Source organism: Kitasatospora sp. NPDC048722 (assembly GCF_040650235.1).
In the GTDB taxonomy this organism is placed as follows: domain Bacteria; phylum Actinomycetota; class Actinomycetes; order Streptomycetales; family Streptomycetaceae; genus Kitasatospora.
In genome coordinates this window covers 262,597-287,936 of the sequence record NZ_JBEZGX010000001.1, presented here as the reverse complement: position 1 = coordinate 287,936, position 25,340 = coordinate 262,597, and the positions used below count along the sequence as shown (strand labels likewise).

Annotated in this window: 29 protein-coding genes and 1 riboswitch; of the genes, 13 read left to right on the top strand and 16 right to left on the bottom strand. The window is 72.2% G+C overall.

Features of this window, described 5'->3' with window-relative positions; translation table 11 throughout:
• Positions 1 to 34: 34 nt before the first annotated feature.
• Positions 35 to 880, bottom strand: coding sequence for a TIM barrel protein (locus AB0C76_RS01255; protein ID WP_359957720.1), 846 nt, complete (start codon positions 878 to 880; stop codon positions 35 to 37).
• A 213-nt stretch (positions 881 to 1,093) separates the two neighbouring features.
• Here AB0C76_RS01255 and AB0C76_RS01250 point away from each other — a divergent pair, with 213 nt between their 5' ends.
• From AB0C76_RS01250 to AB0C76_RS01220, 7 genes are all read left to right on the top strand, one after another.
• Positions 1,094 to 1,381, top strand: a complete 288-nt coding sequence (locus tag AB0C76_RS01250; RefSeq protein WP_359958093.1) for a thiamine-binding protein — start codon at positions 1,094 to 1,096, stop codon at positions 1,379 to 1,381.
• Complete coding sequence (locus AB0C76_RS01245; RefSeq protein ID WP_359957717.1) at positions 1,378 to 1,758, top strand: helix-turn-helix domain-containing protein; 381 nt, start codon at positions 1,378 to 1,380, stop codon at positions 1,756 to 1,758. Before AB0C76_RS01250 ends, AB0C76_RS01245 begins: the two co-directional genes overlap by 4 nt.
• A 229-nt stretch (positions 1,759 to 1,987) precedes the next feature.
• A complete protein-coding gene (gene uraD, locus AB0C76_RS01240; protein WP_359957714.1) occupies positions 1,988 to 2,491 on the top strand; it encodes a 2-oxo-4-hydroxy-4-carboxy-5-ureidoimidazoline decarboxylase in 504 nt (167 codons plus the stop codon).
• Between the two features lie 167 nt (positions 2,492 to 2,658).
• Complete coding sequence (gene uraH, locus AB0C76_RS01235; RefSeq protein WP_359957711.1) at positions 2,659 to 2,994, top strand: hydroxyisourate hydrolase; 336 nt, start codon at positions 2,659 to 2,661, stop codon at positions 2,992 to 2,994.
• 33 nt (positions 2,995 to 3,027) lie between these two features.
• Complete coding sequence (gene pucL / locus AB0C76_RS01230; protein ID WP_359957708.1) at positions 3,028 to 3,948, top strand: factor-independent urate hydroxylase; 921 nt, start codon at positions 3,028 to 3,030, stop codon at positions 3,946 to 3,948.
• Between the two features lie 431 nt (positions 3,949 to 4,379).
• A complete protein-coding gene (locus AB0C76_RS01225; RefSeq protein WP_359957705.1) occupies positions 4,380 to 5,726 on the top strand; it encodes a nucleobase:cation symporter-2 family protein in 1,347 nt (448 codons plus the stop codon).
• 117 nt (positions 5,727 to 5,843) lie between these two features.
• Positions 5,844 to 7,229 (top strand): 8-oxoguanine deaminase, encoded by a 1,386-nt coding sequence (locus tag AB0C76_RS01220; RefSeq protein WP_359957702.1) that lies wholly within the window; start codon positions 5,844 to 5,846, stop codon positions 7,227 to 7,229.
• A 303-nt stretch (positions 7,230 to 7,532) separates the two neighbouring features.
• Here AB0C76_RS01220 and AB0C76_RS01215 read toward each other — a convergent pair whose 3' ends face one another.
• On the bottom strand, positions 7,533 to 7,934 hold the full coding sequence (locus AB0C76_RS01215; protein WP_359957699.1) for a gamma-glutamylcyclotransferase: 402 nt from the start codon (positions 7,932 to 7,934) through the stop codon (positions 7,533 to 7,535).
• Positions 7,935 to 8,109: 175 nt separating this feature from the next.
• Entirely contained in the window at positions 8,110 to 9,759 is a 1,650-nt protein-coding gene (gene aceB, locus AB0C76_RS01210; RefSeq protein ID WP_359957696.1) for a malate synthase A, read from the bottom strand.
• A gap of 202 nt (positions 9,760 to 9,961) precedes the next feature.
• On the opposite strand from aceB, the gene AB0C76_RS01205 reads away from it, so the two are divergent.
• Both AB0C76_RS01205 and AB0C76_RS01200 read left to right on the top strand, forming a co-directional pair.
• On the top strand, positions 9,962 to 10,759 hold the full coding sequence (locus AB0C76_RS01205; protein ID WP_359957694.1) for an IclR family transcriptional regulator: 798 nt from the start codon (positions 9,962 to 9,964) through the stop codon (positions 10,757 to 10,759).
• Positions 10,760 to 11,012: 253 nt separating this feature from the next.
• A complete protein-coding gene (locus AB0C76_RS01200) occupies positions 11,013 to 11,531 on the top strand; it encodes a hypothetical protein (RefSeq protein ID WP_359957691.1) in 519 nt (172 codons plus the stop codon).
• A gap of 22 nt (positions 11,532 to 11,553) precedes the next feature.
• On the opposite strand, the gene AB0C76_RS01195 is transcribed toward AB0C76_RS01200, so the two are convergent.
• Together AB0C76_RS01195 and AB0C76_RS01190 are read right to left on the bottom strand one after the other, a co-directional pair.
• A complete protein-coding gene (locus tag AB0C76_RS01195; protein WP_359957689.1) occupies positions 11,554 to 12,843 on the bottom strand; it encodes a glycoside hydrolase family 16 protein in 1,290 nt (429 codons plus the stop codon).
• Between the two features lies 1 nt (position 12,844).
• Positions 12,845 to 13,017: riboswitch (cyclic di-AMP (ydaO/yuaA leader) on the bottom strand.
• 189 nt (positions 13,018 to 13,206) lie between these two features.
• Positions 13,207 to 13,332, bottom strand: coding sequence for a hypothetical protein (locus AB0C76_RS01190; RefSeq protein ID WP_359957686.1), 126 nt, complete (start codon positions 13,330 to 13,332; stop codon positions 13,207 to 13,209).
• A gap of 150 nt (positions 13,333 to 13,482) precedes the next feature.
• Here AB0C76_RS01190 and AB0C76_RS01185 point away from each other — a divergent pair, with 150 nt between their 5' ends.
• Positions 13,483 to 13,812: a MoaF N-terminal domain-containing protein gene (locus tag AB0C76_RS01185; RefSeq protein ID WP_359957683.1), complete on the top strand. Its 330-nt coding sequence runs from the start codon at positions 13,483 to 13,485 to the stop codon at positions 13,810 to 13,812.
• 85 nt (positions 13,813 to 13,897) lie between these two features.
• Here the strand turns inward: AB0C76_RS01185 and AB0C76_RS01180 are convergent, their stop codons facing one another.
• On the bottom strand, positions 13,898 to 15,067 hold the full coding sequence (locus AB0C76_RS01180; protein WP_359957680.1) for an alpha/beta hydrolase-fold protein: 1,170 nt from the start codon (positions 15,065 to 15,067) through the stop codon (positions 13,898 to 13,900).
• A gap of 230 nt (positions 15,068 to 15,297) precedes the next feature.
• Here AB0C76_RS01180 and AB0C76_RS01175 point away from each other — a divergent pair, with 230 nt between their 5' ends.
• Positions 15,298 to 15,735 carry a TIGR03618 family F420-dependent PPOX class oxidoreductase gene (locus tag AB0C76_RS01175; RefSeq protein WP_359957678.1) on the top strand — a complete coding sequence of 146 codons (438 nt, stop codon included), beginning with the start codon at positions 15,298 to 15,300 and terminating at the stop codon, positions 15,733 to 15,735.
• Positions 15,736 to 15,747: 12 nt separating this feature from the next.
• Here the strand turns inward: AB0C76_RS01175 and AB0C76_RS01170 are convergent, their stop codons facing one another.
• The gene (locus tag AB0C76_RS01170; RefSeq protein ID WP_359957676.1) at positions 15,748 to 16,368 is read right to left on the bottom strand and encodes a TetR family transcriptional regulator; all 621 of its coding nucleotides are present in this window, start codon (positions 16,366 to 16,368) and stop codon (positions 15,748 to 15,750) included.
• A 138-nt stretch (positions 16,369 to 16,506) separates the two neighbouring features.
• Between AB0C76_RS01170 and AB0C76_RS01165 the strand changes: the two genes are divergently transcribed.
• Positions 16,507 to 17,271: an SDR family oxidoreductase gene (locus AB0C76_RS01165; protein ID WP_359957674.1), complete on the top strand. Its 765-nt coding sequence runs from the start codon at positions 16,507 to 16,509 to the stop codon at positions 17,269 to 17,271.
• A gap of 100 nt (positions 17,272 to 17,371) precedes the next feature.
• Here AB0C76_RS01165 and AB0C76_RS01160 read toward each other — a convergent pair whose 3' ends face one another.
• The 5 genes from AB0C76_RS01160 to AB0C76_RS01140 form a co-directional block, all read right to left on the bottom strand.
• Positions 17,372 to 18,028 carry a Pr6Pr family membrane protein gene (locus AB0C76_RS01160; protein WP_359957671.1) on the bottom strand — a complete coding sequence of 219 codons (657 nt, stop codon included), beginning with the start codon at positions 18,026 to 18,028 and terminating at the stop codon, positions 17,372 to 17,374.
• A 132-nt stretch (positions 18,029 to 18,160) separates the two neighbouring features.
• Positions 18,161 to 19,081: a phosphotriesterase gene (locus AB0C76_RS01155; RefSeq protein ID WP_359957668.1), complete on the bottom strand. Its 921-nt coding sequence runs from the start codon at positions 19,079 to 19,081 to the stop codon at positions 18,161 to 18,163.
• On the bottom strand, positions 19,078 to 19,656 hold the full coding sequence (locus tag AB0C76_RS01150) for a carboxymuconolactone decarboxylase family protein (RefSeq protein ID WP_359957665.1): 579 nt from the start codon (positions 19,654 to 19,656) through the stop codon (positions 19,078 to 19,080). Before AB0C76_RS01150 ends, AB0C76_RS01155 begins: the two co-directional genes overlap by 4 nt.
• A gap of 16 nt (positions 19,657 to 19,672) precedes the next feature.
• Entirely contained in the window at positions 19,673 to 20,272 is a 600-nt protein-coding gene (locus AB0C76_RS01145) for a DUF4865 family protein (protein WP_359957663.1), read from the bottom strand.
• A gap of 73 nt (positions 20,273 to 20,345) precedes the next feature.
• Positions 20,346 to 20,921 (bottom strand): TetR/AcrR family transcriptional regulator, encoded by a 576-nt coding sequence (locus tag AB0C76_RS01140; protein WP_359957660.1) that lies wholly within the window; start codon positions 20,919 to 20,921, stop codon positions 20,346 to 20,348.
• A gap of 386 nt (positions 20,922 to 21,307) precedes the next feature.
• Between AB0C76_RS01140 and AB0C76_RS01135 the strand changes: the two genes are divergently transcribed.
• Complete coding sequence (locus AB0C76_RS01135) at positions 21,308 to 22,297, top strand: aldo/keto reductase (RefSeq protein ID WP_359957657.1); 990 nt, start codon at positions 21,308 to 21,310, stop codon at positions 22,295 to 22,297.
• Positions 22,298 to 22,400: 103 nt separating this feature from the next.
• Here AB0C76_RS01135 and AB0C76_RS01130 read toward each other — a convergent pair whose 3' ends face one another.
• The 4 genes from AB0C76_RS01130 to AB0C76_RS01115 form a co-directional block, all read right to left on the bottom strand.
• Positions 22,401 to 23,150 carry a winged helix-turn-helix domain-containing protein gene (locus AB0C76_RS01130; RefSeq protein WP_359957654.1) on the bottom strand — a complete coding sequence of 250 codons (750 nt, stop codon included), beginning with the start codon at positions 23,148 to 23,150 and terminating at the stop codon, positions 22,401 to 22,403.
• A 557-nt stretch (positions 23,151 to 23,707) separates the two neighbouring features.
• Positions 23,708 to 23,830 (bottom strand): hypothetical protein, encoded by a 123-nt coding sequence (locus AB0C76_RS01125; protein ID WP_359957652.1) that lies wholly within the window; start codon positions 23,828 to 23,830, stop codon positions 23,708 to 23,710.
• 278 nt (positions 23,831 to 24,108) lie between these two features.
• On the bottom strand, positions 24,109 to 24,651 hold the full coding sequence (locus AB0C76_RS01120) for an ATP/GTP-binding protein (protein ID WP_359958091.1): 543 nt from the start codon (positions 24,649 to 24,651) through the stop codon (positions 24,109 to 24,111).
• 112 nt (positions 24,652 to 24,763) lie between these two features.
• On the bottom strand, positions 24,764 to 25,339 hold the full coding sequence (locus tag AB0C76_RS01115; protein ID WP_359957650.1) for a DUF742 domain-containing protein: 576 nt from the start codon (positions 25,337 to 25,339) through the stop codon (positions 24,764 to 24,766).
• Between the last annotated feature and the right edge of the window lies 1 nt (position 25,340).

Sequence of the window (25,340 nt, the reverse complement as noted above, 5' to 3'; positions counted from 1 at the left end):
GCATCGCGGCGCGGTGCTGCATCGCGGCGCGGTGCTACTTCGCGGCGCGCAGCTCGCGCGGCAGCCACCCGAAGCTGTCGGCGCTGACGCCGGTGGAGGGGCGGTACTCCAGGCCGATCGAGCCGGTGTAGCCGGCGGCGGAGAGACGGGCGAAGAGGTCCTCGAAGTCCAGGCCGCCGGTGCCGGGCTCGTTGCGGCCCGGGTTGTCGGCGATCTGCACGTGGCCGATGCGGTCGGCGTAGGTGTCGATGACGGCCGCCAGGTCCTCGCCGTTCTTGGCCAGGTGGTAGAGGTCGCAGAGGAACCTGGCGTTGCCGAGCCCGGTGGCCGCGTTGACCCTGTCGACGATCTCGACCGCGGCGGGGGCCGACACCAGCGGGTAGTCCGGGGACTCGACCACGTTGAGGGCCTCGACCAGCAGGACCGCGCCGACCTCGTGCGCGGCCCTCGCGGCCAGCACCAGGTTCTCCAGCGCGAGCGCGTCCTGCTCGGCCGGGTCGACGCCCTCGACCCGGTTGCCGTACAGCGCGTTGAGCGCGGTGGCGCCGAGCGAGGCGGCGAGCTCGGCGGCGACCGGGACGTTGGCGCGGAAGCGCTCCTTGTCGGCCGGCACCGAGACCGTACCGCGGACGCCCTTGCTCAGGTCGTCCAGGAAGTTGAGGCCGGTGAGCCGTACGCCCGCGTCGGTGAAGGCCTTGCGGAGCGCGTCCAGCTCGGCCTGCGAGGGGTCGTGCTCCTCGCCGAAGGGCCACCACAGCTCGGCGGCCGTGAAGCCGGCGGCGGCGGCCGCGGCCGGGCGCTCCAGCAGCGGGAGCTCACCGAACAGGATCGACAGGTTGACCGTGAAGCTGTGCCGGGAGGCTGCCGTCACGTCACTCACCTCTCACTCTCTTCCGACATCCTCAACTTCCACAATCCGGAAGAGGGATTCTGCGTGGTGGAAGCATCTCCGGCCCGCCGATCGACTGTCAAGGCCGTCGCAACAATTTGTTGAAGTGACCCGGAAACCCGTCCGCGGGGGGCCAGGCGCTGTCCGATCACCCAGGGCCTGCCCCGCCCCACCCCCGCTCGCTACAGTGAGCGGGTGCGATTGATGGTGGAGTTCACGACAGAACCGTTCGAGCTGGACACGTTCCCCGAGCACGCCGCGGCGGCCCGCAAGGTCGTCGACGATGCCGGCCTGGCCGTCTCGGTCGGCCCCTTCGGGACCGGCGCCGAGGGCGAGGCCGACCAGGTCCTCACCGCGGTGACCAGGCTGCTCCGCGAGACCCTGGACGCCGGCGCGACCCGGATCTCGGTCCAGGTCAGCGTGCTGGGCGACGACGAGGGCAACGGCGGCGCGGCGGCCGGCGCGACGCGGGAGGAGGGCGGTACGCCGTGACCGAGCACGTGGAACACCCGCTCGCCGCGGCCGTCAAGCCCCTGCTGGACGCGGTCGGCGCGACGCCCGTCCCGCTGGGCGAGGCGAAGGCCGAGGACGTCGTCCTGGAGTGGGAGGGCGCCCCGGCGCTGGCCGTCCGGCTGCCGCACCTGAGCAGCGCGCTGGACCGACTGCTGGCCGAGATGACCCGCCAGTTCGACGGCCGCCCGCTGGCCGAGCTCGACCGCTGGGAGAAGCAGCGGGTCGTCGCCCTCCTGGAGGAGCGCGGCGCCTTCACCGTCCGCCACGGGGTGGAGACCGTCGCCTCGGCGCTCGGCGTCAGCCGCTTCACCGTGTACAACTACCTCAACCGCCAGGACGGCTCGAAGTCCTCCTGAGGCAGTCCGGGGTCGCCACCGGCGCAGCCCTCCCGAGACGGGCGGCCCCGCCGGTGCGCTCCAGTGTGGATCACCCTCCGGCGGGGCACACTTGGCGAATCGCACACGAAACGGCCCGGCAACACGGGCCCGCCCAAAACGTAACCACCAACCGTTAAACAAAGTGTTGACGGCCGGGTGGGGCCGATCTAGCTTGTGCGGGTGGCACCACTCTTCAGGAGGTCCACCTGTGACCAACCACCCCCACGCCCTCGACGCCCTCGCGGCGGCCGACGCCGCCGAGCTTGAGACGATCCTGCTGGAGATCTGCTCCAGCCCCCGCTGGGCCGCCGCCGTCGCGGAGGCCAAGCCCTGGTCGGACCGCAGCGCCCTGCTCGCCGCCAACGCGGCGGCGATGCGGTCGCTGACGGTCGCGGACCTGCACGACGCGATGGCCGGCCACGCCCGGATCGGCAAGCCCAAGGCGGGCGACGCCACCTCCGAGCGCGAACAGGCCGGCATCCAGGGCGTGGACCAAGCGCTCCTCGACGAACTGCACGAGGCCAACGCCGCCTACGAGGCGAAGTTCGGCCACGTGTTCCTGATCTGCGCGACCGGCCGTACCGCGGCCACCATGCTCGCCGCCCTGCGCGAGCGCCACCCGAACGACCCCGCCACCGAGGCGGAGATCGTCCGGGGCGAGCTGCGCAAGATCAACGACATCCGCATCAACCGGTTGCTCGACGAGTCCTGAGCCCGTTCTGACGTATCGTCAGAACCACCCCCCGGTTCGACCCGCGACCGACTCGACGGATCCTCGATCCTGACGATCCGTCAGATCGCTTCCGGAGCGCACTCGACGGACCGCACCGCGCTCGTCGCGGCAACCCCACATCTGCCATCAGTAAGGTCACTTCACCCATGACTGGCATCTCCACCCACGTGCTCGACACCAGCCTCGGCCGCCCGGCCGAGGGCGTCCCGGTCGAGCTCGCACTGCACACCGAGGGTGGCTGGAAGGTGCTCGGCACCTCCGCCACGGACTCCGACGGCCGGGCCAAGGACCTGCCGGCCGTGGAGGCGGGCTCGGTCGTCCGGCTGCTCTTCGACACCGCCGCGTACCACGCGCAGCGGTCCGCGGAGAAGCCGTTCTTCCCCGAGGTCTCGATCGTCTTCACGGTCGCGCCCGCGCAGCACCACTACCACGTGCCGCTGCTGCTGAACCCGTTCGGATACTCGGTCTACCGCGGAAGCTAGTAGACCGACCTGGAAGCTCAAGGAGCCAAAGTCATGGCCCACGTGCTCGGTCAGAACCAGTACGGCAAGGCGGAGAACCGCATCGTACGCGTCTACCGCGACTCCACCCGGCACGAGATCAAGGACCTGAACGTCTCGGTCTCCCTCCAGGGCGAGTTCGAGGACGTCCACCTCACCGGTTCCAACGCCAACTGCCTCCCCACCGACACCACCAAGAACACCGTCTACGCCTTCGCCAAGGAGTACGGGATCGAGTCGGCCGAGGCCTTCGGCATCATCCTCGCGCGGCACTTCGTCGACGACACCGAGCGCGGAGTCGTCCACAGCGCCCGCATCCGGATCGAGGAGTACGCCTGGGACCGGATCAAGACCCCGGACAGCTCGGCCCGCTTCATCGGCTCCGAGGAGGTCGGCCACTCCTTCGTCCGCACCGGCCAGGAGACCCGCACCACCGAGGTCGTCTACGACGGCGAGACCGTCCAGGTCATCTCCGGCCTCAAGGACCTCATCGTCATGAACTCCACCAACTCGGAGTTCTGGGGCTACATCAAGGACAAGTACACCACCCTGCAGGAAGCCTACGACCGGATCCTCGCCACCCAGGTGACGGCCCGCTGGAAGTACGGCTACAGCGGCCGCGACGGCGAGGCCCAGCCCAACTGGAACCGCTCCTACACCCACGTGAAGCGGCACCTGCTGGAGGCCTTCGCCGAGACCTACTCCTACTCGCTGCAGCAGACCCTGCACTCGATGGGCACCCGGGTCCTCAACAACCGTTCCGAGGTGGACGAGGTCCGCCTGGAGCTGCCCAACAAGCACCACTTCCTCGTCGACCTGGAGCCCTTCGGCCTCAAGAACGACAACGAGGTCTACTACGCCGCGGACCGCATGTACGGCCTGATCGAGGGCACCGTGCACCGCGAGGGCGTCGTCCCGGTCATCCCGGTCGTCTGACCTCCCCCGCCATGGACACCGCCCGGCATCGCCGCACCCTCCGGCCCCCATCGGCCGGCCGAGTCCGGGCGGTTCGCACCACCTACGGCACCACCTCCAGCACCATCCCCCGCACCACCCTTGTCACTACCTGTTCCACGTGTTTCTCCACCCCCACCCACCGGAGTTCGTGCCTGCCTCACGGCGGCCGGCCCGGGGCACTGGAGAGGCCGGCCGAGGGACTCTTGCACCGCCGTCCCGCCCTCGGCCAGGGAAGCATCCGGCAGTCTCCAGCGCCACGGGCGCGCCGGGAGCCGCGGGCACAAGAGGGGCTCGACATGGCACCCAGCAACACCAGCACCACCGACGGCGGTTCCACCCCTGCAAGATCTTCCGGTCCGGGCGGCGTCCCAGGCCTCCCCGGCACGCCGCCCGGACCGGGAACCCATCCAGTGGACGAGGTGCTGTCCCCGGTGAAGCTCGTCTCCACCGGACTCCAGCACGTCGCCGCGATGTACGCGGGAGTCGTCGCGCCCCCGCTCATCGTCGGCGCCGGCGTGGGACTCTCCCCCGCCGAACTCGCCCTGCTCATCTCGGCCAGCCTGTTCACCGCCGGACTGGCCACCCTGCTCCAGACCCTCGGCGTCTGGAAGATCGGCGCGCGGCTGCCGTTCGTGAACGGCGTGTCGTTCGCGGGCGTCGCGCCCATGATCGCCATCGCCAACGAACACGGACCGAAGCACGCCCTCCCGGTGATCTTCGGCGCGGTGATCGTCGCGGGGGTCCTGTGCTTCCTCGCGGCACCGTACTTCTGCAAGCTCATCCGGTTCTTCCCACCCGTCGTCCAGGGCACCGTGATCACCCTCATCGGGGTGTCCCTGCTGCCGGTGGCGGTGAACTGGGCGCGCGGCGGCTCGCCGGGCGCCCCCGGATTCGGCTCCATGCGGGCCATCGGCCTCGCCGCGATCACCCTCGTCGCGGTGGTGCTCTGCAACCGGCTGCTGCGCGGTTTCTGGCAGCAGCTCTCCCTGCTCGTCGGCCTGGCGTTCGGCACCCTGATCGCCTTCCCGCTGGGCCTCGCCGACTTCGGCCCGGTCAAGGACGCGAAGGTCTTCGCGCTCCCCTCCCCGTTCCACTTCGGCGCCCCCGAGTTCGACGCCGCCGCCATCGTCTCGCTGTGCATCGTCATGGTGGTCTCGATGACCGAGTCCACCGCCGACATGCTCGCGCTCGGCCGAATAGTCGACCGCGAGGCCGACGAACCCACGCTCGCCGCCGGCCTGCGCGCCGACGGCCTGGCCACCGCGCTCAGCCCGGTCTTCAACGGCTTCGCCGCCAGCGCCTTCGCCCAGAACATCGGGCTCGTGGCACTGACGAAGATCCGCAGCCGCTACGTCGTCGCGGCCGGCGGCGGCATCCTGGTCCTGCTCGGGCTCTTCCCCGTGCTCGGCTCGCTCGTCTCCCTCGTGCCGCAGCCCGTCCTCGGCGGCGCCGGGATCGTGCTCTTCGGCACGGTCGCGGCGAGCGGCATCCGCACCCTCGCGGAGGCCGGCATGGAGTCCGGCTCGAACACCATCCTGGTGTCGGTCTCGCTCGGCGTCGGCATCGTGCCGATCGCCGTACCCGCGTTCTACGACTCGTTCCCGGAGGCCGTCCGCACCCTGATGCACTCCGGGATCTCGGCCGGCACCGTGACGGCCGTCCTGCTCAACCTCCTCTTCCACCACGTCGGGGCCGCCCGCCGCGCAGCGGCCGGTGAGCCACCCGGCACGACGGTGCCGACGGTGACACCGTCCTGACCGGCGGGGTGGGGGCGCGTTCCCGTTCTACGCGCCCCCACCCGTCACCCGCCGCCGCCCCTCCACGGGCGCGCTGCGCGCGGCACCGCTCTCGCCCTCCCCCATAGGAGCAACACCATGGCAGTCCAGCCCCCACCCGCCGACCAGCGGATCGTCATCGAGAACGCCGCCATCGCGACGGTCGACGCCAACGACACCGAGCACGCCCGCGGCCACGTGGTCATCCTCGGCAACAAGATCGAATCGGTCGGCAGCGGCCCCGCCCCCGCCTGGCTGGACAACGTCGTGCGCCGGATCAACGCCGAGGGCCACCTCGTCACCCCCGGCCTGGTCAACACCCACCACCACTTCTACCAGTGGATCACCCGCGGCCTCGCCCAGGACGACATCCTCTTCGACTGGCTCGTCGCCCTCTACCCCACCTGGGCCCGCATCGACGAGAAGCTCGTCCACGCCGCCAGCCAGGGCTCCGCCGCCGCACTCCTCAAGTCCGGCTGCACCACCGCCTCCGACCACCACTACGTGTTCCCCAAGGACGGCGGCGACGTCCTCGGCGCCTCCGTCGAGGCCGTCCAGGAACTCGGCCTGCGCTTCACCGCGCTGCGCGGCTCCATGGACCGCAGCAAGAAGGACGGCGGTCTGCCCCCGGACCACGCCGTCGAGGAGCTCGACGACATCCTCGCCGCCTCCGAGGCCGCCGTCGACAAGTACCACGACTCCTCCTTCGGCTCGATGCTGCACGTCGCCATCGCGCCCTGCTCCCCGTTCTCCGTCTCCACCGACCTGCTCCGGCAGTCCGCCGAACTCGCCCGCCGCAAGGGCGTGCGACTGCACACCCACGGCTCGGAGACCGCCGAGGAGGAGCAGTTCTGCAAGGAGCTGTTCGGCATGGGCCCGACCGACTACTTCGAGTCGGTCGGCTGGCTCGGCGAGGACGTGTGGATGGCGCACTGCGTCCACATGAACGACTCCGACATCGCCAAGTTCGCCGAGACCGGCACCGGCGTCGCCCACTGCCCGTCCTCCAACGCCCGCCTGGCGGCCGGCATCGCGCGCGTGCCCGACATGATCAAGGCCGGCGTACCGGTCGGCCTCGGCGTCGACGGCACCGCGTCCAACGAGTCCGGCGAGCTCGGCACCGAGCTGCGCAACGCCCTGCTCATCAACCGCCTGCACGGCTACCCGACCGCGCTGACCGGGCGCCAGGCGCTGCGCCTGGGCACCATGGGCGGCGCGCGGGTGCTCGGCCGGCAGAACGAGATCGGCTCCATCGAGGCCGGCAAGCTCGCCGACCTGGCGCTGTGGAAGATCGACGGGATCATGCACTCGTCCATCGCCGACCCGGTCGCCGCCCTGACGTTCGGCGCGCTGCCGCCGCTGTCCGTCCTCTTCGTCAACGGCAACGCCGTCGTCGAGAAGGGCCAGCTGACCACCGTCAACGAGGACCGCATCGCCCGCGACTGCGCTCGCGCGGCCAAGGAGCTGGCAGCCCGCCCGGTCTGACGGACCGGTAGCCCGCTCCTTTCCGTTCCCTGTACTCCGGGCCGCCCAGGGACGGTGCGTGACCCGGACTCCGCGCGCCACACCCGGTGCGCGGACCGCAGCCCCGGACCCACGGCGAGGGTCCGGGGCTGCGGCGTGTCGGAATGTCGGGGCGGGGCGGGGGTCGGGCCGGGGTGGGGGAACGACATACAGGTGACAGATAACAGATGACAACTTTCGTCATCTGTTATCTGTCACCTGTATGTCGTTCACTGCCAGTCGCCAGCCGTCAGCCGCTCAGGGTGCCCGGCCGGGCCGACCGCGTCAGGCCGTGCGTCCCAGCGTCGCCAGGTAGGCGCGCCACCCCCCGTGGTGCGTGATCTCGCGGTGGACGCCGCGCTCCAGCTCCCCGCGGGCGAGCAGCATCGACAGGCACGCGGAGCCGTCCTCCAGCTCGATCACACCGAGCTCGAGTTCACGCGGCTCCCCGGGCAGGATGACGTCCCGCAGTCGCTCCAGGCTGATGTCGTACAGCTCGCCGTCGATCGCGCTGTCCACCTCCGGGTCCGCCAGCAGCCCCGGGCAGACGTCCGTTCCGCCGCTGTGGTCGATGGAGAAGAAGCGGTAGCCGGGGGCGGTCCGGGCCGGCCCGACCAGCGCGTCGGCGACCTTGGCGTGGAACGGTCCGCCGGCCATCGCCTGGCCGTTGAAGAAGATGCGTGCCATGGGTGAACTCCTCACGAGAACAAGGGCCACGACAGAGGAGCCGTGACAAAAAAGGCCGCTCCGTACGGCGACGAGAGGACAGGTGGATTCGTCGCCGTACGGAACGGAGTAGTGGCCCGCCGGGATGCGCCACCGCGGCAGGCGTGCGGCAGTGGCACCGGCGGATAGCTTGGGGTCAGCCCAGCAGGGGAAGCGCGGGGAGGGTCAGGAAGTCCGCGAACTCCTCGTCCAGGGCGACCTGTTCGAAGAGCTGGGCGGCCTCGCGCCAGCGGCCGCCGGCGTACCCGGCCTCGCCCAGCTCGGCGCGGAGCTCGGCCAGCTCCGTGGCGACCAGGCCGCGCACCAGCTCGGCGGTGGCCTTCTCGCCGGTGTCGGAAAGCACGACGCCGTTGTGGATCCACTGCCAGATCTGCGAGCGGGAGATCTCGGCGGTGGCGGCGTCCTCCATCATGTTGAAGATGCCGACGGCGCCGAGGCCGCGCAGCCACGCCTCGATGTAGCGGATGCCGACCTGGACGGCGTTGTGCAGCCCCGCGTGGGTGCAGGTGCCGCCGGCGCCGGCGATGTCGAGCAGCTGGGCGGCGGTGACCGGCTCGGACGGCCCGGGGTTGTCCTTCTGGTTGGGCCGCTCGCCGAGCACGGCGTCGAAGGAGGCGCGGGCGACCGGGACGAGGTCCGGGTGGGCGACCCAGGAGCCGTCGAAGCCGTTGCCGGCCTCGCGGTCCTTGTCGGCCCTGACCTTCTCCAGGGCGGCCGCGTTGACCTCGGGGTCCTTGCGGCTGGGGATGAACGCGGCCATGCCGCCGATCGCGTGGGCGCCGCGCTTGTGGCAGGTCTGCACCAGCAGGCGGGTGTAGGCGGCCATGAAGGGCGAGGCCATGGTGACGCTGTTGCGGTCCGGCAGGATGTAGTGCCGGCCGGCGTCGCGGAAGTTCTTGACGATCGAGAACAGGTAGTCCCAGCGGCCGGCGTTGAGGCCGGCGGCGTGGTCGCGCAGCTCGTAGAGGATCTCGTCCATCTCGAACGCGGCGGTGATGGTCTCGATCAGGACGGTGGCGCGGATGGTTCCGTGCGGGATGCCGAGCTGGGCCTGGGCATGCGTGAACACGTCGTTCCAGAGCCGCGCCTCGAGGTGGCTCTCGGTCTTCGGGAGGTAGAAGTACGGGCCGGAGTTGGGGTCCTCCGGACCCCTGGCGAGCAGCCGGGCCGCGTTGTGGAAGAAGTACAGGCCGAAGTCGAAGAACGCGCCGGCCACCGGGACGCCGTCGACGAGCAGGTGGTTCTCGTCGAGGTGCCAGCCGCGCGGGCGGACCACGACGGTGGCGAGTTCGGCGGCGGGCCTGAGGGCGTAGGCCTTGCCGGCGTCACTGGTGAAGTCGATCCGGCCCTCGTAGGCGTCGATCAGGTTGACCTGGCCGCTGACGACGTTCTCCCAGGTCGGGGAGGTCGCGTCCTCGAAGTCGGCCAGCCAGATCCGCGCGCCGGAGTTGAGGGCGTTGATCACCATCTTCCGGTCCGTGGGGCCGGTGATCTCGACGCGGCGGTCCTGGAGGGCACGCGGTGCCTCGGCGACCTTCCAGTCGCCGGCGCGGACGTCAGCGGTCTCGGGGAGGAAGTCGAGCGTGCCCGCCTGCGCGATCTCGGCGCGCCGAGCCTTTCGCCGGGCGAGGAGTTCCTGGCGACGGCCCTCGAACGTGCGGTGGAGGCCGACGACGAAGGCGACCGCCTCCGGAGTGAGCACCTCCTCCGCCCGGTGGACGCGCGGACCGGCGACAGTGACGACCGGAGCGGCGGGGGAGACGCCGGGTCCCTGATCTGTGGCCATGAGCAGGACACTCCTAAGACGGTTGAGCCTGGCGAAGGGAGCTCCGGTGGGAGCTTCCTTGGGGAACTTCCTTGATCCGAACCCACCTGTCGGCGCATTCGATTCTGTAAGGTGGAGACTAGTTTCCGCGATACAGAATTTCAACGGTTTGTTGATGTGATCGCCGGGACTCTACTCCTCCCCGACAGCGAAGGGAACGCCGGTGGTTGCGACCCCCGACACAGCATCGACGACGGGCGCCGACCGCGCGAGCGGCGGCGTGCAGTCCGTCGAACGCGCCTTCCAGCTCCTGGAGGCGCTGGCCGACTCCGGCGGCGTGGCCACGCTCAGCGAGCTCTCCACCACCTCCGGCCTGCCGATGCCGACCATCCACCGCCTGGTCCGCACCCTCGTGCAGCAGGGCTACGTCCGCCAGGACACCGCCCGCCGCTACACCCTCGGCCCCCGGCTGATCCGGCTCGGCGAGACCGCCGGGCGCCTGCTCGGCAGCTGGGCCCGCCCCTACCTGGCCGAGCTGATGGAGGCCACCGGCGAGACCGCGAACCTCGCGGTCCTGGAGGGCGGCGAGGTGGTCTACGTCGGGCAGGTGCAGTCGCGCCGCTCGATGCGGATGTTCACCGAGGTCGGCCGGCGGGTGCAGCCGCACTGCACCGGCGTCGGCAAGGCCCTGCTCGCCCAGCTCCCCGAGGAGGAGGCGCGCGCCGTACTCGGCCCCAACACGCTGCCCGCGCACACCGAGTACACCGTCACCGACCCGCAGGAGCTGCTGCACCAGCTCGCCGAGGCGCGCGAGCGGGGGTACGTCGTCGACGACCAGGAGCAGGAGATCGGGGTGCGCTGCATCGCGCTCGCCGTTCCGGGCGCGCCGACGCCGACGGCGCTGTCGGTGTCCGGCCCCGAGGCCCGCATCCGGGCGCTGGAGCAGCAGGACGGCGCGGCGTCGCTCGTCTCGGTGATGCACGACATCGCGGCCCGGCTGGGACAGGTCCTCGCCCCCTGACGGATGGTCAGCTGATGTGTCGTGCACGGGAAGTCGGACTGGTCGACTTCCCGTGCACGCGTTCCTCCGTTAGGGCGGACGGAGGGCGGGGCGCGGCAACGGCCGCCCGTCGCTCGGCCACCCTGGTGCGGACGCGGCCCGCGACGGCGCGGGCGGCCGGAGCACGAGGGCACGGTGAACGGCGATGGAGCGCAGGCGTACGGGGCTTCACGGCAGGACGGGGAGCGCGGCACGGAGCGGGACGTGGCTGACGGTGGCCGTCGCGGCGGGCTGCGCGGTGGCGACGCTCACCGCCGACCCGTCGTGGGCCGGGCAGCGGCCCGACCCCCGGCCGGCGCTGCAGCTCGCACCGCCCTCCCCGGCCGCCGCGCCGTCGTACTCGCACCTCGAGGTCGTCCGGATCGACCCGGACCCCGCGCCGCCGGGCGGCACGACCACCGTGCACGGCTTCGTGGCCAACCAGGGCCCGGACACGACGGCCTCGCCGATCACCGTCCTGATCACCCTGCCGCCGGGGGTGACGCCGATCGGTCCGTACTTCCCCGAGAACTGCGTGGTGCTCGAGCCGGGCCGCCAGGTGCGCTGCGTCTTCGGTCCCGGCCTGCCGGAGGGACGCAGCGCGACCGCGCTCGTCCCGGTGAAGCTCTCCCCCGACGTTCCGGTGGGCCGGCTCCGCGGCGGGTCGGTGGAGGTGCGCAGCGCGGACGACCCGGGCGTAAGGAACCACCGGCAGCCGTACGAGATCAAGGTCGTCGAGACGGCTGCCGGCTGAGGGCTGCTGCGTGCCGGTCCGGTTACCGGTACACGCGGACGTAGTCGGCGGCGAAGGTGATCGGGGCGGTCCCCTGCGGCGCGGGGTGGTACTGCCCCGCGCACACCGACAGGTTGAGGATCAGGTAGGCGGAGAAGTTCGAGCCGACGCCCTTGCCGTCCGAGAACACCTTCACGCCGTTGACGTACCAGTCCACCGAGTTGGCGCCGTAGTAGGTGCCGATGGTCACCCACTGGTCCTTCGCGACCGCGTTCGCGTTGGTGTAGTAGTCGGCGTTGCCCGGGTTGACGTGGTTGGTCAGCTCCAGGAGGTTCGGGTTGTCGGGGTGGTACTCGAAGGAATCGATCTCCCCGTTGCCGTTCTTCCAGGTCCACAGGGCCGGCCAGGCACCGGAGCCGGCCGGCAGCTCGACCCGGGTCTCGGCGTAGTCGCCGGTCTTGACCTGGAAGCCCTCGCTGGAGCCCTCGGTGGTGAGGAAGCCGGTGTTCCAGGACTGCTTGCCGTTCTCCAGCGTGTTGCTGCCGGGGGCGGCGGTGAAGGTGGCGACGCCGTTGGCCACGCTGACGTTGTTCGGGTCCAGCCAGTCGAGCTTGTTGTCGTCCGGGTTGTGGTTGCCGTACTTGTACGAGCTGCTCTTGTCGCCGACCCAGCGCTGCCCCCAGTTGATCGGGCCGTTGAACTCGTCGGACCAGGTCAGCGACTTGCCGGCGATCGGGGAGGACGGCGCCGGGGTGCTCGGGGCAGCGGTGGCGCTCGGGGCCTGCGTGGGCGTGGGCGTCGGCGTGGCCGACGGGGTCGGGGTGACGGTCGGGGCCGGGGTGACGGTCGGGGCCGGGGTGACGGTCGGGGTGCTGGAGACGACCAGCTGCTGCGACGGCAGGTTGTGCCAGGCGCCGCCGAAGTCCTGCCAGAACCCGAACTGGGTGTAGGTGCCGGCCGGCAGGGCACGCGCGCCACTGGTGAAGGTGTAGCTCCACGGGCAGATCGACACATTGGTGGCGTTGCCGGGGAAGTCGAGGTTGTCGCCGGCCGCGTCGCGCACGCCGACTCCGACGGTCTTGGCGGTGAAGCAGGACGAGGAGTGGACGGTGAGGGTCGCGCCGGCGGCCCGGCCGGCGACCATCGTGGCCGGGGCGAGCCGGTCCTGGGTGACGGTCGGGCCGGTGGCGGCCTGGGCACCGGGCGCGGACTGGAGGCCGAACAGGCCGGCGCCGGTGATGGCGAGCGCGCCGGTGGCGGCGAGCGCGGCGGTGCGGCCGCGGCGGGACGGGCGGGCGTGGCGGGGCACGGGGCGTCGGGCAGGCTGGTGCATGGGGTGTCCTCTGCGACGCCTGCGAGGTGAGCTGTCGGGTTCGGACTGAGAGGTCGCCCGGCCGCCTGTGGGAGCGGCTTCACCCCAAGCCGTGGCCCGGACGCGCGGGGGCGTGCCGGGTCGTGGCGCTGACCTTGGTTCCCCCGCTCCCGTCCGCCGTGGTGCTCGGTTGCCCGCCGTCGGGTGGACGGGACTCGGCGTCCCGGCGGCGGGGTCCGCGAGGGCGGACGCCGTTGCAGGCTAGGCAGTCGGTCCGTGAACGGACAACTCGTCGCGGCGGGTTGTCGCGCAGCTCACAGTCGTGTCGATCAACTACGGTACGCAGTGGATCAGTTGGCGGGCGTCCCGGCGGGCCGTGGATGATCACGCGAGCCGGGCCCGGATCCGGGCCGCGTCGTCCGGCGCCAGGGCAGGTTCGAGGTTGTTGGGCCCGCCGAGCAGCCGGGTGCCGCCGACCGTCGCGATGCCGGTGGTGTCGAGCGCGCTCACGACGGCCCTGCGGGGTGACGGTGACGGGGGTGCGCCTTCACTGGCAGTGGCCGTGCGAGCTCGCCCGATCGGATAAATTGGAGGTCCGACATCCACCGCCGTGCACAAGAGCACCGCGCCCCTCCCGCAGAGACGAGGAACCGCCCCACCATGACCGCGCCCCTGCCCGCCTTCGCCGGCCGCACCTACCTCTTCCGGGCCGACAACGGCGCGGCCTTCCGCAACGCCTACTCGGCCGACGGCAAGCGGCTGCGCTGGGAGGGCCTCGGCGAGTCGGCGGGCCAGTGGGAGGACGTGGCGCTCCATGTCGCCGAGGTCGCGCCCGACGTGTACTTCGTCAGCTGGACCGAGCAGAGCGGCATCACCGTCAGCCACGTGATGGACCTGGCCCGGCTGACGGTGCGCGCGTTCTGGACCTTCGAGGGCGAGGGCGGCCGGGTCGGCGAGCTCCACACGGGGACGCTGGAGCGGGTGGCCTGAGGCCGGCAGGTCCGCGAGCCCGGGGGCCGTCAGACCGCGAGCCCGGGGGCCGTCGGACTGCGGGACCGGCCGGCTGCGGTGGCCGTCAGACTGCGGGGGCCGGCTGGCCTGGCTGGTTCGGGACCTTGAGGTGCTCGGACAACCACTCAAGCGAGGACGGCAGCAGCTTGCTCCACGTCTCGAAGTTGTGGCCGCCGGTCTCCAGCATGCTGTACGAGACCTTCATCGGGCCGGGGCTCTGCACCGCGTCGATGAACGCCTCGGTGTCGTGCCGGTAGTCGCCGTCGCCCTGCTTCGTGCCCGCCAGCAGGACGGCCGCCGTGGGCTGCGGCAGGTTCTTGAGCCGCCACATGAGGTCGGCCTCGTCGCGGCGCTGCCGGCTGCCGCCGAAGAGGTCGCCGGTGGTCGGGTCCTCGGCGGCGCGGTAGTAGCCGGAGAGGGAGACGGCGGTCGGGAAGACCTCCGGGTGGCGCATGGCGAGCTTGACCGCGCAGTAGCCGCCGGTGGAGTTTCCCATGAAGGCCCACGCCTGCGGGTCGGCGGAGACCCGGAAGCTCGCCTGGATCGCCGAGGGGACGTCCTTGGTGAAGTAGGTGTCGGACTGCGCGCCGCCGGGGATGTCCTCGCACTCGGTGTCCTGCGGAAGGGCGGGCGAGGGACGCATGAGAACCATGACGGTCGGCTGCATCTTCCCCTCCTGGAGCAGCTTGAGCGCCGCGCCCGGGTAGTTGAACCGCGTGATCAGGTTCTCGGCCTGCCCGGGGAAGCCGGTGCTGACGATCACGGCCGGGAACTGGCGCTGCGCGTACTCGGGCTGGAAGTACTGCGGCGGCAGGTAGACGTAGCCCTCGGTGGACAGCCGGGTGAGCTTGCCGTCGATCCGGACCTTGCGGATCTCGCCGGACTTGGCGGGCTCCCGGCCCATCGCGCCGCCGCCCTGGACGGAGGCGTGGCCGATCGTCTCCACGAGCAGGCGGCCGGAGGCGTCCGCCTTGTTGTGGATCACCACCGGGCCGTTGTCACCACCGGTGCCGAGCAGGTCGTCCCAGCTGCTGTAGAAGGAGAAGTAGTTGTTGGCGACGAGGCCGATCGCGGCGAGCACGGTGAACTGGGTGGCGAGCAGCGTGCCGATCCGGCCGAGCACCGCCTGCCAGGTCTTCCTCGCGAGTCTGGGCCACAGCCAGACCGTGCCGGCCATCATCACGACGGCGATCAATACGGTCAGCGCCAACACCTTGTGGCTCGTCAGCCCCATGTCCTACTTGCTCCCACGCCTCGAACTCACGCCCCCGCCGCTAGGACATCCGGGGCACCTCCCCGGTTCCCCGTCGGGACGCGATCTTCCACCCTAGCGGGCCGGGGTTTCTGGTGACAGATGACAACTTTCAGATGACAGAGTTTGAAATCTGTCACCTGAAAGCTGCCGCCTCCCCGAGCCCGATCTGATGGAACGTCAGGTGATCGGGGATCCCTGGAGGTAGCGCGGTGGGCGGCTGGAACGAGGAGATCCGGGCCCGGGTTCGCGAGCCGCGGATCTGGTACGTGGCGACCACGGACGCCGAGGGCGCCCCGCACGTCACTCCGATGTGGGTGGACCTGGAGGGCGACCTCGTCCTGTTCGACACGGCCCCCGGCCGCACGAAGGAGCGGAACCTGCGCCGCGACCCGCGCGTCTGCCTCTCCGACGCCGACCCGACCGACCCGTACGACCGGGTCCAGATCCACGGCCGGGCCGTGGAGTTCGTGACCGGCGACCGGGCCGACCGCAGGATGGACGATCTCGCCCGCAAGTACCTCGGCGCGGAGCGCTACGAGTGGGGGATCCCCGGCGAGCGGCGCGTCACCGTTCCCATCGAGCCCACTCGCATCCGCCGCGCCGTCGGCGTCGAACCCCTGCCGGCCGCGGCCTTCGAGGACCGCTGACGCGCAGTCGGCTCACGGCACCCGGCTCCACAGGCGCAGCCCCCCGGTGAGTTCGCGCATGCAGCGGGCGCCCAGTTCCTGCGGTGAACCCGGGCCCGTCGTGGGGGCGTCAGAGAGGGCCCACTCCTCCAGGGCGACCCGGATCGCGGAGGTCGCCGCAGCGGCGGCGAGGCGGATCTCCAGCGCGTCCGCGCCCTCCGGGCAGCGGTCGGCCAGGACGCCGCGGAGCCGGTCCTCGGAGTCGGCGTGGACGCGCTGCCAGGTACCCGCGAGGCGGGGGTCGCGCAGCAGGCTGCGGGTCCAGTGCATGGCCTCCGCGGCGGGCTCGTCGGCCGGGGTCAGCGAGGCGACCGCCGAGCGTTCCAGCGCCTCGCGCACGGGCAGGTCGGCGGAGCTCTCCGCGAACAGTTCCACCCAGCGCCGCCCACCGGCCGCGAGCAGTGGGGCGACGGCGTCCTCCTTGACCGAGAAGTACCGGTAGAAGGTGCGCAGCGAGATGCCCGCGGCGTTGGCGATCTCCTCGGCGGTGGTCGCCTCGGCACCCCGTTCGGCGAAGAGCGCGGCGGCGGTGCGGGCGATGTCCAGCCGGGTGGCATCGCGGCGGCGCTGGGTCAGTGAGGGACGTCCGGTCACGGGCTCAGCGTACGCGTCTGGTGCCAGGAAGGCAGCTCGCGCCTTAGTGGCATGTCGAGACTTATTGGCACGTTATGCCATCCAGGCGTACCGTGGCTCTTGGGGTCGAGAGGCCACGGGAACGAACGGAGTACCACCATGGAGCGCTTCAGCGGACGGAACGTCCTGATCACCGGCGGCGGGTCGGGCATCGGCCAGGCCACCGTGCACCGGGTCCTCGCCGAGGGCGGCCAGGTCGTCGCGGTCGACGTCAGCATGGACGGCCTGCAGAGGACCGCGGACCGTGCGACCGCCGACGGCACCGCCGGCCGCCTCACCACCGCGGTGCTGGACGTCTCGGACGAGAGCGCCGTCGTCGCGGGCGTCGCCGAGGCGGTCGCGGACCTCGGCGGACTGGACGTCCTGGTCAACGCGGCCGGGATTCTGCGCTCCTCGCACACCCACGAGACCAGCCTGGAGTTCTGGAACGAGCTCCTCGCGGTGAACCTGACCGGCACCTTCCTGATGACCCGCGAGGCACTGCCGGCTCTGCTCGCGGGCGGCAAGGGCGTGGTGGTCAACTTCAGCTCCACGTCGGCGAGTTTCGCCCACCCGTACATGGCCGCCTACGCGGCGACCAAGGGCGGCATCCAGTCCTTCACGCACGCCATCGCATCGGAGTACTCGAAGCAGGGCCTGCGAGCGGTATGCGTGGCCCCGGGCAGCATCGACAGCGGCATGACCAACAGTCCGGGCCTGCCGGCCGACGCCGACTTCGGCCTGCTCGCCAAGCTCGCCCCCGCCATCGGCCAGGGCTTCGCGGGGCCGGAGACCGTGGCGGGCGTCATCGCGATGCTGGCGTCGGAGGACGGCGCGTTCGTCACGGGCACCGAGATCCGCATCGACGGCGGCACTCACATGTGAGCCGGCGGGCCGGAGCGTGGGGTGACGGCCGGCGGCTGACAGACAACAGCTGACAGATGACAGATTTCGAAATCTGTCATCTGTCAGCTGTTCGTCGGCTTCAGGTCGTCCTGGCGTGGGCGCGGCGGCCTCGCCAGGCGGTGCCGTGGGCGTCGCGGCGGGCGGCGAGGGCGTTGCCGACCGCCAGGACCGCCGCCCCGACCACGACGAACGCCGCCGCCACCAGGGCGCACGCACCGGCCACCCGCCGGTACCCGCCGTGCACGCCGGGGTCGAGGAACGGGTACGGATACCAGCCGACGGCCCAGCCCCGGAGCAGCGTGTAGCCCAGATAGAGCAGCGGGAACCCCAGCCACCACAGCCCTACCGTCGGGCGCAGGCGGCGCGCCGGCGGGTCGATCAGCCAATCGGCGAGCACCGCGAGCGGCATGACGCGGTGGAGCACGTCGTTGACCCACGGGATCGTCAGCTGGTCCGGGTACTTGGCGAGGACCGTGCCGTACACCAGCCCGGTGATCACCAGGTAGAGCACGACCGCCCCGCGCACCGGGTCGGGCACGGGGCCGCGGCCGATCAGGCCCGCCAGTCCACCGAGCGCCAGGACGACGACCGCGGCCGCGTTCGCGAGGATGGTGAAGTAGCCGAAGTGGTTCACCACCCCGGTGGAACCGGTCGCCGCGTGATAGCCGGAGAAGCCGAGGGCGACGGCCGCGATCGCGGCGACGGCGAGCCGGGCGGGAGCGAGCCAGGAGTGCATCGTCGGTCCGCCTCTCTGGGTGGCGTGGTCCGTCGGGGTACTCGGATTGAAACCCGGGCGGGCGGAGTCGGCCACAGGAGAGACGGCAGGAGAGCCGGCGTCAGAGCCGACCGGAGGGACGGGGCACCAACCTCAGGGGGTGCACCAGTCGGTGGCGAAGGCGGCTGCCGGATTGGCGGTGAGGAGCAGTTCGGGCAGCTCGGGGCCGAACGTGCGGCCGAGGCGCGGTGCGAGGTCGGTGAGAAGGCGGGTGGGGCCGCCGGCCCGGCGGGCGGCGCGGGTGGTCGTGTCGGCGCCGAGAAGCAGCCTGTCGGCGTGGCCCGCGTCGACGAGGCCGGCGATGAGGTCGAGGGCCTGATGGTCCTCCGGGTGGCCGGCCCGCGAGGGGCTGTCCAGGGCCAAGTAGACTCCCTCGTCGGCGAGTTCGCGGTGCAGGCGGACGTCGGGAAGGCGGGTGAGGTGCCCGAGGACGATCCGGTCGACCGGGACGCCGTGGCGGCCGTGGAGCCAGAGCAGCACGAAGTGCGGGTCGCCGCCGGGTTCGAGGTGGACGGCGACCGGGGCCCCGGTGGCGTGGTGGGCCTCGGCCGCGGCCGTCATGACCAGACGGGTGTGCGAGCTGCTGACGCCCACGTCGCACGCGACCTTGATCAGCCCGGCGCGGACGCCCTCGGGAGCGCCGGGGAGCCCGGTGGTCAGCTCGGTGACGAAGCGTTCGGCGAGTCCGTCGTACCGGGCGGACAGACCGCGGGCGTCCTCGGCGTAGTGGACCGCCTGGTGCATCCCGGTGGCGGCGACCACGTGGACGCCGGTCGTGCGCGAGAGGCGGGCGAGCGCGTCGGCGCCGCGTCCCATTCCGTGCGGGGTCCACTGGACGAAGGTCCGGCCGCCGCGAGCGGCGAAGGAGCGCAGGACCTCCTCGGCGGCGACCGGGTCGTCAAGCTCTTCGCCGGGGAGCAGCGGGCTTCGGATGAAGAGGTGGTCGTGGGAATCGGTGACACCGAGTTCGGCCGGCTCGACGTCGCCCAGGACCGTTCGGACGGCGGCGGTCACGCGTCGGCCTCCCGCTGCACGTCCTGGTCCTGTGCGATGTCCTGGCGCTGGACGGGCGGTGCCGCCTGTTGCGTCTGCACTGCTTGCGCCCGCTGGGCCGGCTGCGCCTCGGCGAAGGTCGCGGTGGCGACGCGCAGGCCGGCCAGGGCCTTCGGTACCCCGACGTAGGGCGCCAGGTGGACGATCACCTCGGTGATATCCTCACGCGTCATCCCGATCCGCAGGCTGTTGCGGACGTGGTCGGCGAGCTGCGGCTCGACGCCACCGAGGGCGGTGAGCGCGGCCAGGTTCGCGACCTGGCGGTCGCGCAGGGCGAGGCCGGGGCGCTGGTAGGTGCCGCCGAACAGGGCGGTGACGATCCAGTCGGCGAAACCCGGGGCCAGGCCGTCCAGGCCGCCGAGGGTCGACACGGCGGCCGGTCCTGCGAGGTCTGCGAGCAGGGCGTAACCGGCCTCGCGATCGAGCGGAGCGGGAGCGAGGTCGGCGGGCACGAGGGAGTCGGGGGCCGGGGACTCAGGGGCGGGGGACTCAGGGGCGGGGGACTCAGGGGCGAGGGACCGGGGCGCGGTCGTCATGGGGTGGCGAATCCTTTCACCAGTGGCGGCCGGCGGGGAGCCGGTCGAGTTCGGGCCGGGACAGGTGCAGCACCCGGTAGCGGGCGCCGGGCGCGTCGTCGGGGACTTCGCCGCACCAGAGGGCGATCTGGAGCAGCTCCCACCGGCTCGGGTCGACCGCGACGGCGGCGGTGTGCAGCGCGGGGTGGTCGGGCAGGTCGGCGAGGGCCTGCTCGACGGCTTCGGCGGGGTCGGCGGTCTCGGGGAGGCGGACGGTCCGGCGGGTGGCGGTGGCCGGTCCGTCCGCACCGGGTACCGCGGGCCCGGCAGCCACAGGCCCGTGCGCGAGCCCGGCGCCGAGCCAGTGCCGGACGACGGGACGGCCGAAATCGGCACTGAGGCCGCGGAAGCCTGGGCCCCAGAGGAAGCCGTTCATGCCCTCGGCCGTCCGCCACAGGTAGAACGGCGCGTACTGGTTGACCGGCGAGCCGTCACGCCCGCGTTCGCGGACCAGGTACGCCTTGAGGCCCAGGCCGGGATGGGCGTCGAGGAGGTGGCCCCGCTCGGCGACGCGCTTGCGGATGATCCCCATGTCGTAGTCGGCGGGGAGGGTGATCTCGTACTGCATGGCGTGCACGGGTGGGTCTCCTCCGTGGGCGGCTTGATCGAGGCGGGCGTGTCGGGGTCTCGCCCGCGGTCCGGCCCCGGTCTCAGGCCGTCCGGGTCGTCCGGTGGACCGCGAGCAGGGCGAGGGCGCCGCGGACGGCCTGCTCGAAGGGCTCGGCGCGGTCGGCCGCGCGGGCGAGCACGTAGCCGCCCTGGACGACGGCGACCAGCGCGGCCGCGGTGTCGGCCGGGTCGACACCGGGTGCGAGCTCGCCCGCCTCCTGGCCCTCGGCGACGAGTTCGGCGATCCGCCCGCGCAGCCAGTCGAACGTCTCCTCGACCGGCGCCCGCAGCCGCGGGTCGGCGATGACGTCCGGGTCCTGCGCCATCCGCCCGATCCGGCACCCGCGCAGCACGTCGCGGTCGCGGTGGAGGTAGGCGGCGATGCGGTCGTAGGCGCTGCCCGGGGAAACGAGGTCGGCCTCCGCGACGGCGCGCATCTCCTCGGCACTGCGGCGCAGGGCGGTCGCGGCGAGGTCGGGCTTGCCCGTGAAGTGGTGGTACATGCTGCCCTGGCCGACGCCGGCGCGCTGCTGGATGGCCTTGGGGCTGGTGCCGACGTAGCCGCGCTCCCAGAGGAGTTCCTGGGTGCTCTCGATGAGACGGTCCTGGGTTGCCATGTGGATCACTGTACATACCAGTAGGTACAGAGCGCCAGTGGTTTCCCCTCGGCGATTTCTCCGCTCCGGCGGCACACCCGTCCGCCGGACGACCGAGGACCGTGCGCCGCCCCCCGGCGGCCACGGTCCCTCGCCCGCGTTCCCTCGCCCGATCGTCATCCCCCACACCGCCTGGCGGCATACCGCCCATGCCGGTGGCACGCGTCACGTCACGCCGTGTCACGCACGGGCGCTGCCACAGCGAGCGCAAAGCGACCCCGGGGGTCGGAGGTGCAGACGACGGCCAGGGGCGGGGCACGGGCGAAAGCCAGGGGGCGGCGTGCAGGCGAAGGCCAAGGGGCGGGCAAGGCCTTGATCCACGCGCACCGGCTGGCAAGATGTCCGGCATGAGCTACCTCGCCTCGGATGACCGCTATGGCTCGATGACCTACCGAAAGGCCGGACGCAGCGGCGTGCAGTTGCCCGCCGTCTCGCTCGGCCTCTGGCACAACTTCGGCGACGCCCAACCCCTGGACGTCCAGCGGGCGGTGCTGCGCCGCGCCTTCGACCGCGGGATCACCCACTTCGACCTGGCGAACAACTACGGCCCGCCGTACGGCAGCGCGGAGCGCAACTTCGGGCACCTCTTCGCGCAGGACTTCCGCCCGTACCGGGACGAGATGTTCATCGCCACCAAGGCCGGCTGGGACATGTGGCCCGGCCCGCACGGCAACGGCGGCAGCCGCAAGTACCTGCTGGCCAGCCTGGACCAGTCGCTCGGGCGGATGGGGCTCGACTACGTCGACGTCTTCTACTCGCACCGGTACGACCCGGAGACCCCGATCGAGGAGACGATGGGCGCGCTGGACAGCGCGGTCCGCTCGGGGAAGGCGCTGTACGCAAGCATCTCCAACTACCCGGCGGATCAGCACCGGGAGGCGGTGGCGATCCTGCGCGAGCTGGGGACGCCGGTGCTGATGAACCAGTCGGCGTACTCGATCCTCAACCGGCACGTCGAGGAGGGCGTGCTGGACGCCGTCGGCGACACCCAGACCGGCTTGATCGCCTACTCCCCGCTCGCACAGGGCCTCCTGACGGACCGCTACCTTTCCGGCGACGTGCCGGCCGGGTCGCGGATGTCGGTCGGGAAGTTCCTGAGCGAGAAGGCCCTCGACGGGGCGCGGCTGGAGCAGCTCCGGGCGCTCGCCAAGGTCGCGGAGAGGCGCGGGCAGACGCTCGCCCAGCTCGCGCTCTGCTGGGTGCTGCGCGACCCGCGGGTGGTATCGGTGATCATCGGGGCGAGCAGCGTCGCGCAACTGGACCAGAACATCGACGCACTGAACGGCGGCCCGCTGACGATGGAGGAGCTCGCGGAGATCGACCGACTGAGCCGGTGACGGGCGGGCGGGTGACAGATGACAGATGACAGATTTTGAAATCTGTTATCTGTCATCTGTTCCCTGTCCGCTGTTCGCCGTCGGCCCCCCGTGGGGCGGCCCCTCACGCCACCGGCGTGTACTTGTAGCCGACCCGGCGGACCGTCACGATCGTGTCGCGGTAGGCCGATCCGAGCTTGCGCCGCAGACGGGCCACGTGCACGTCCACCGTCCGGCCGTCGCCGACGTGGCCGTAGCCCCACACGGCGGAGACCAGGTGGTCGCGGGTGTGCACCCGCTGCGGGTGCTCCGTGAGGTGCGCGAGCAGCTCGAACTCCAGGTACGTGAGGTCGAGCAGCCGCCCGTCCACGTACGCGTTGCGCCGCTCGTTGTCGACGGTGATGCCCCGGCCCGCCGGGCGGGCCGGTCGGGAGGCCGACGCGCCGGCCGGGCCGCCCGCCGGACCCACCGCGGTCGCGCCCGTGCCGGCCGGGTTCTCCGCCGGCACGAGCACCAGGTACCCGACCATCGGACGCCCGGCCGGGTCGCCGAACTGTGCGCCGTACTGGGCTAGGAGGGTCTGCGGCAGCGCGCCCTGCGGCAGCGCCGCGACGACGGACGCGCCCTCCGGCAGCGCCGCCAGCAGCGACTGCGGCGGCGCCGGAGGTGCCGCGGCCGGAGCGACCGCCGGGGTGGGCCGGGGCGGGAGCACGTGCGGCGGAACCGAACGCGCGGACCGGCCCTGGGAGTTGATGGCTCCTGACGGAACGGACGGAACAGGCGGAACGGGCTGAACGGGGTGGACCGAGCGGACCGCGCGCAGGTGCGGAGTCGCGGTGGGCAGGGGCAGGGTGGCCGTGGAAGAAGAAGACATGGTGTGCCGCTCATTTCGCGCGTGACGGACGGGGTGGAGTCGTCTGCGCGTCGACCGGGCTACTGCCTGGGCTGATCCGGACGGCGGGTCCGGGATCCGGAGTCCGGAATCAGCGGGCGGAGGACCGGGACGCGCTGGGCGAGCCCGGACACGTCTGATCGAACAGGTGCGGCTGCCTGGAGGGCCAGAACGGTTCCAGGTCAGCGCGACCGGATCGGCGGGAGCGGCCGCAGCGGCCGTCCGCTACTGCGTGGCCGACCGTGCGCGAGCGCCCGTTCGGCTGTCCGCTCGTCCGCCCGATCGACCGCCCGGACGGTGCGCCGCAGTGCGCGGCGGGGCACGTCCCGGCGGCGCGTGGGCGCCCGGCGGCTCCGGGGGCGGGGGTGGGGAAGGCGAGGTTCACAGGTGGTCTCTCCGCGGGGCGGGGCCGGATCGCCGGTCGCGGGCACGCCGGGTTCCGGTGTGCCGCTCCGGCCTGGTCGACGGGGTGACGGTGCGCCGGACGGAGCGGCCGGGGCCGCAAGCGGGGTCGGGCGTACCGGGGAGGGGCCGGCCGGTCAGCGACAACACGCGCTGCAGGTCAGCGCGTGGTCGATGTAGCGGCGGGCGGTGAGCACCGACGGGACCGGGGTGCGGACGGAGGCGGGCGCGGCCGCGGTGGTGTGCCGACCGACGGTCATCCTGCTGCCCTCCCCTGGATCCGTGCTCGGCGACGCGGGCTGCGGGCCGAAGGTGCGTGATCGAAGGGCCTGCTGCCGGACATGCGCCAGTACTCACACACGTCCGGGCTCCCCGACGGCACGGCCGGGCGGCCTTCGTCCACAGAGCCTTCCACGCCGGCCCGGTCTAGGCAACCTTCACCGCACGGGACGTCCGGGATGCGGACACCCACATGAGACGCCGAGCCGAGGAGACCCCTGCCGGAACGGGGAACAGCGGGCAGGGAGCGGACGAAGGGTCAGGCTCTGGAGGCCGCACGGCGCGGCCGGGTGGCGGCGTGCTCGACGAGGGCGACCAGCAGGTCCTTCCCGTCCTCGCGCAGCCGCGCGTCGCACAGCAGAACCGGGACGCCCGGGTCGAGGTCGAGTGCGTCCCGCACCTCCTCGGGCGAGAAGCGCTCCGTCCCGTCGAAGCAGTTCACCGCGACGACGAACGGGATGCCGCGCTGCTCGAAGAAGTCCACCGAGGGGAAGCAGTCGGCGAGGCGCCGGGTGTCCGCGAGCACCACGGCGCCGAGTGCTCCGCGCGCCAACTCGTCCCACACGAACCAGAAGCGGTCCTGCCCCGGCGTGCCGAACAGGTAGAGCGCCAGCCCGGGCCTCAGGTCGATCCGGCCGAAGTCCATCGCGACCGTGGTGGTGCGCTTGGCCTCCACGCCCGAGGTGTCGTCCACCGGGCGGCCGAGCTCGCTCAGCTCCTCCTCGGTGCGCAGCGGGCGGATCTCGCTGACCGCGCCGACCAGCGTGGTCTTGCCCGCGCCGAAGCCGCCCGCGACGAGGATCTTGACCGCGACGGCCGGACCGCCGCGCCAGCGCGGGTCGGTGGCGTCGGGCCCGGCGGCCGAACCGGCGCGGTGCCCGGCAGCGTTTCCGGTGTCGTGCCCGGCGTGGTACTCAGAGCGCACGGAGTCCATTGATCACGTCTCGCAGCAGGCGCTCGTCCGGCAGCTCGGCGAGCGGAACGGGTCGGGTGACGCTGATCAGTTCGGCGTCGTAGAGGTCGCCGAGCAGCACCCGGACGACGCTGACCGGCAGGTCGGTGTAGGAGCCGAGTTCGGCGACGGACAGCGGCTCGCGGCGGCACCAGGCCAGGATGGTCTGGTGCTCCGGGTCGAGCACGTGCGCGGGCACGGCCCCCGCGTCCGGTCCGGGCTCGGCGGCGGTGATCAGCGAGATGAGGTCGAACAGGCCGTCCTCGACCGGGCGGGTGCGGCCGCGGGTCATCGAGTACAACCGCACCACCGGGCCGGCGTCGTCGTCGAACCAGCGGTCGTCGACCGGGGTGCGAGGCCGGAACAGGTCGACCTCGGGATCGTCCGCGGCCGTGCCGTCCACGGCCACGGCCGCGGCGTCCGCACTCGAAGCGTCCGCAGCCCCGGCGCCCGCAACCGCAGGCCCGGCCCCGTCCGTCGCGGCCACGGACTCGTCCCGCACCGCCACCGCCTCCGCCTCCGCGTTCGGATCCGCCATC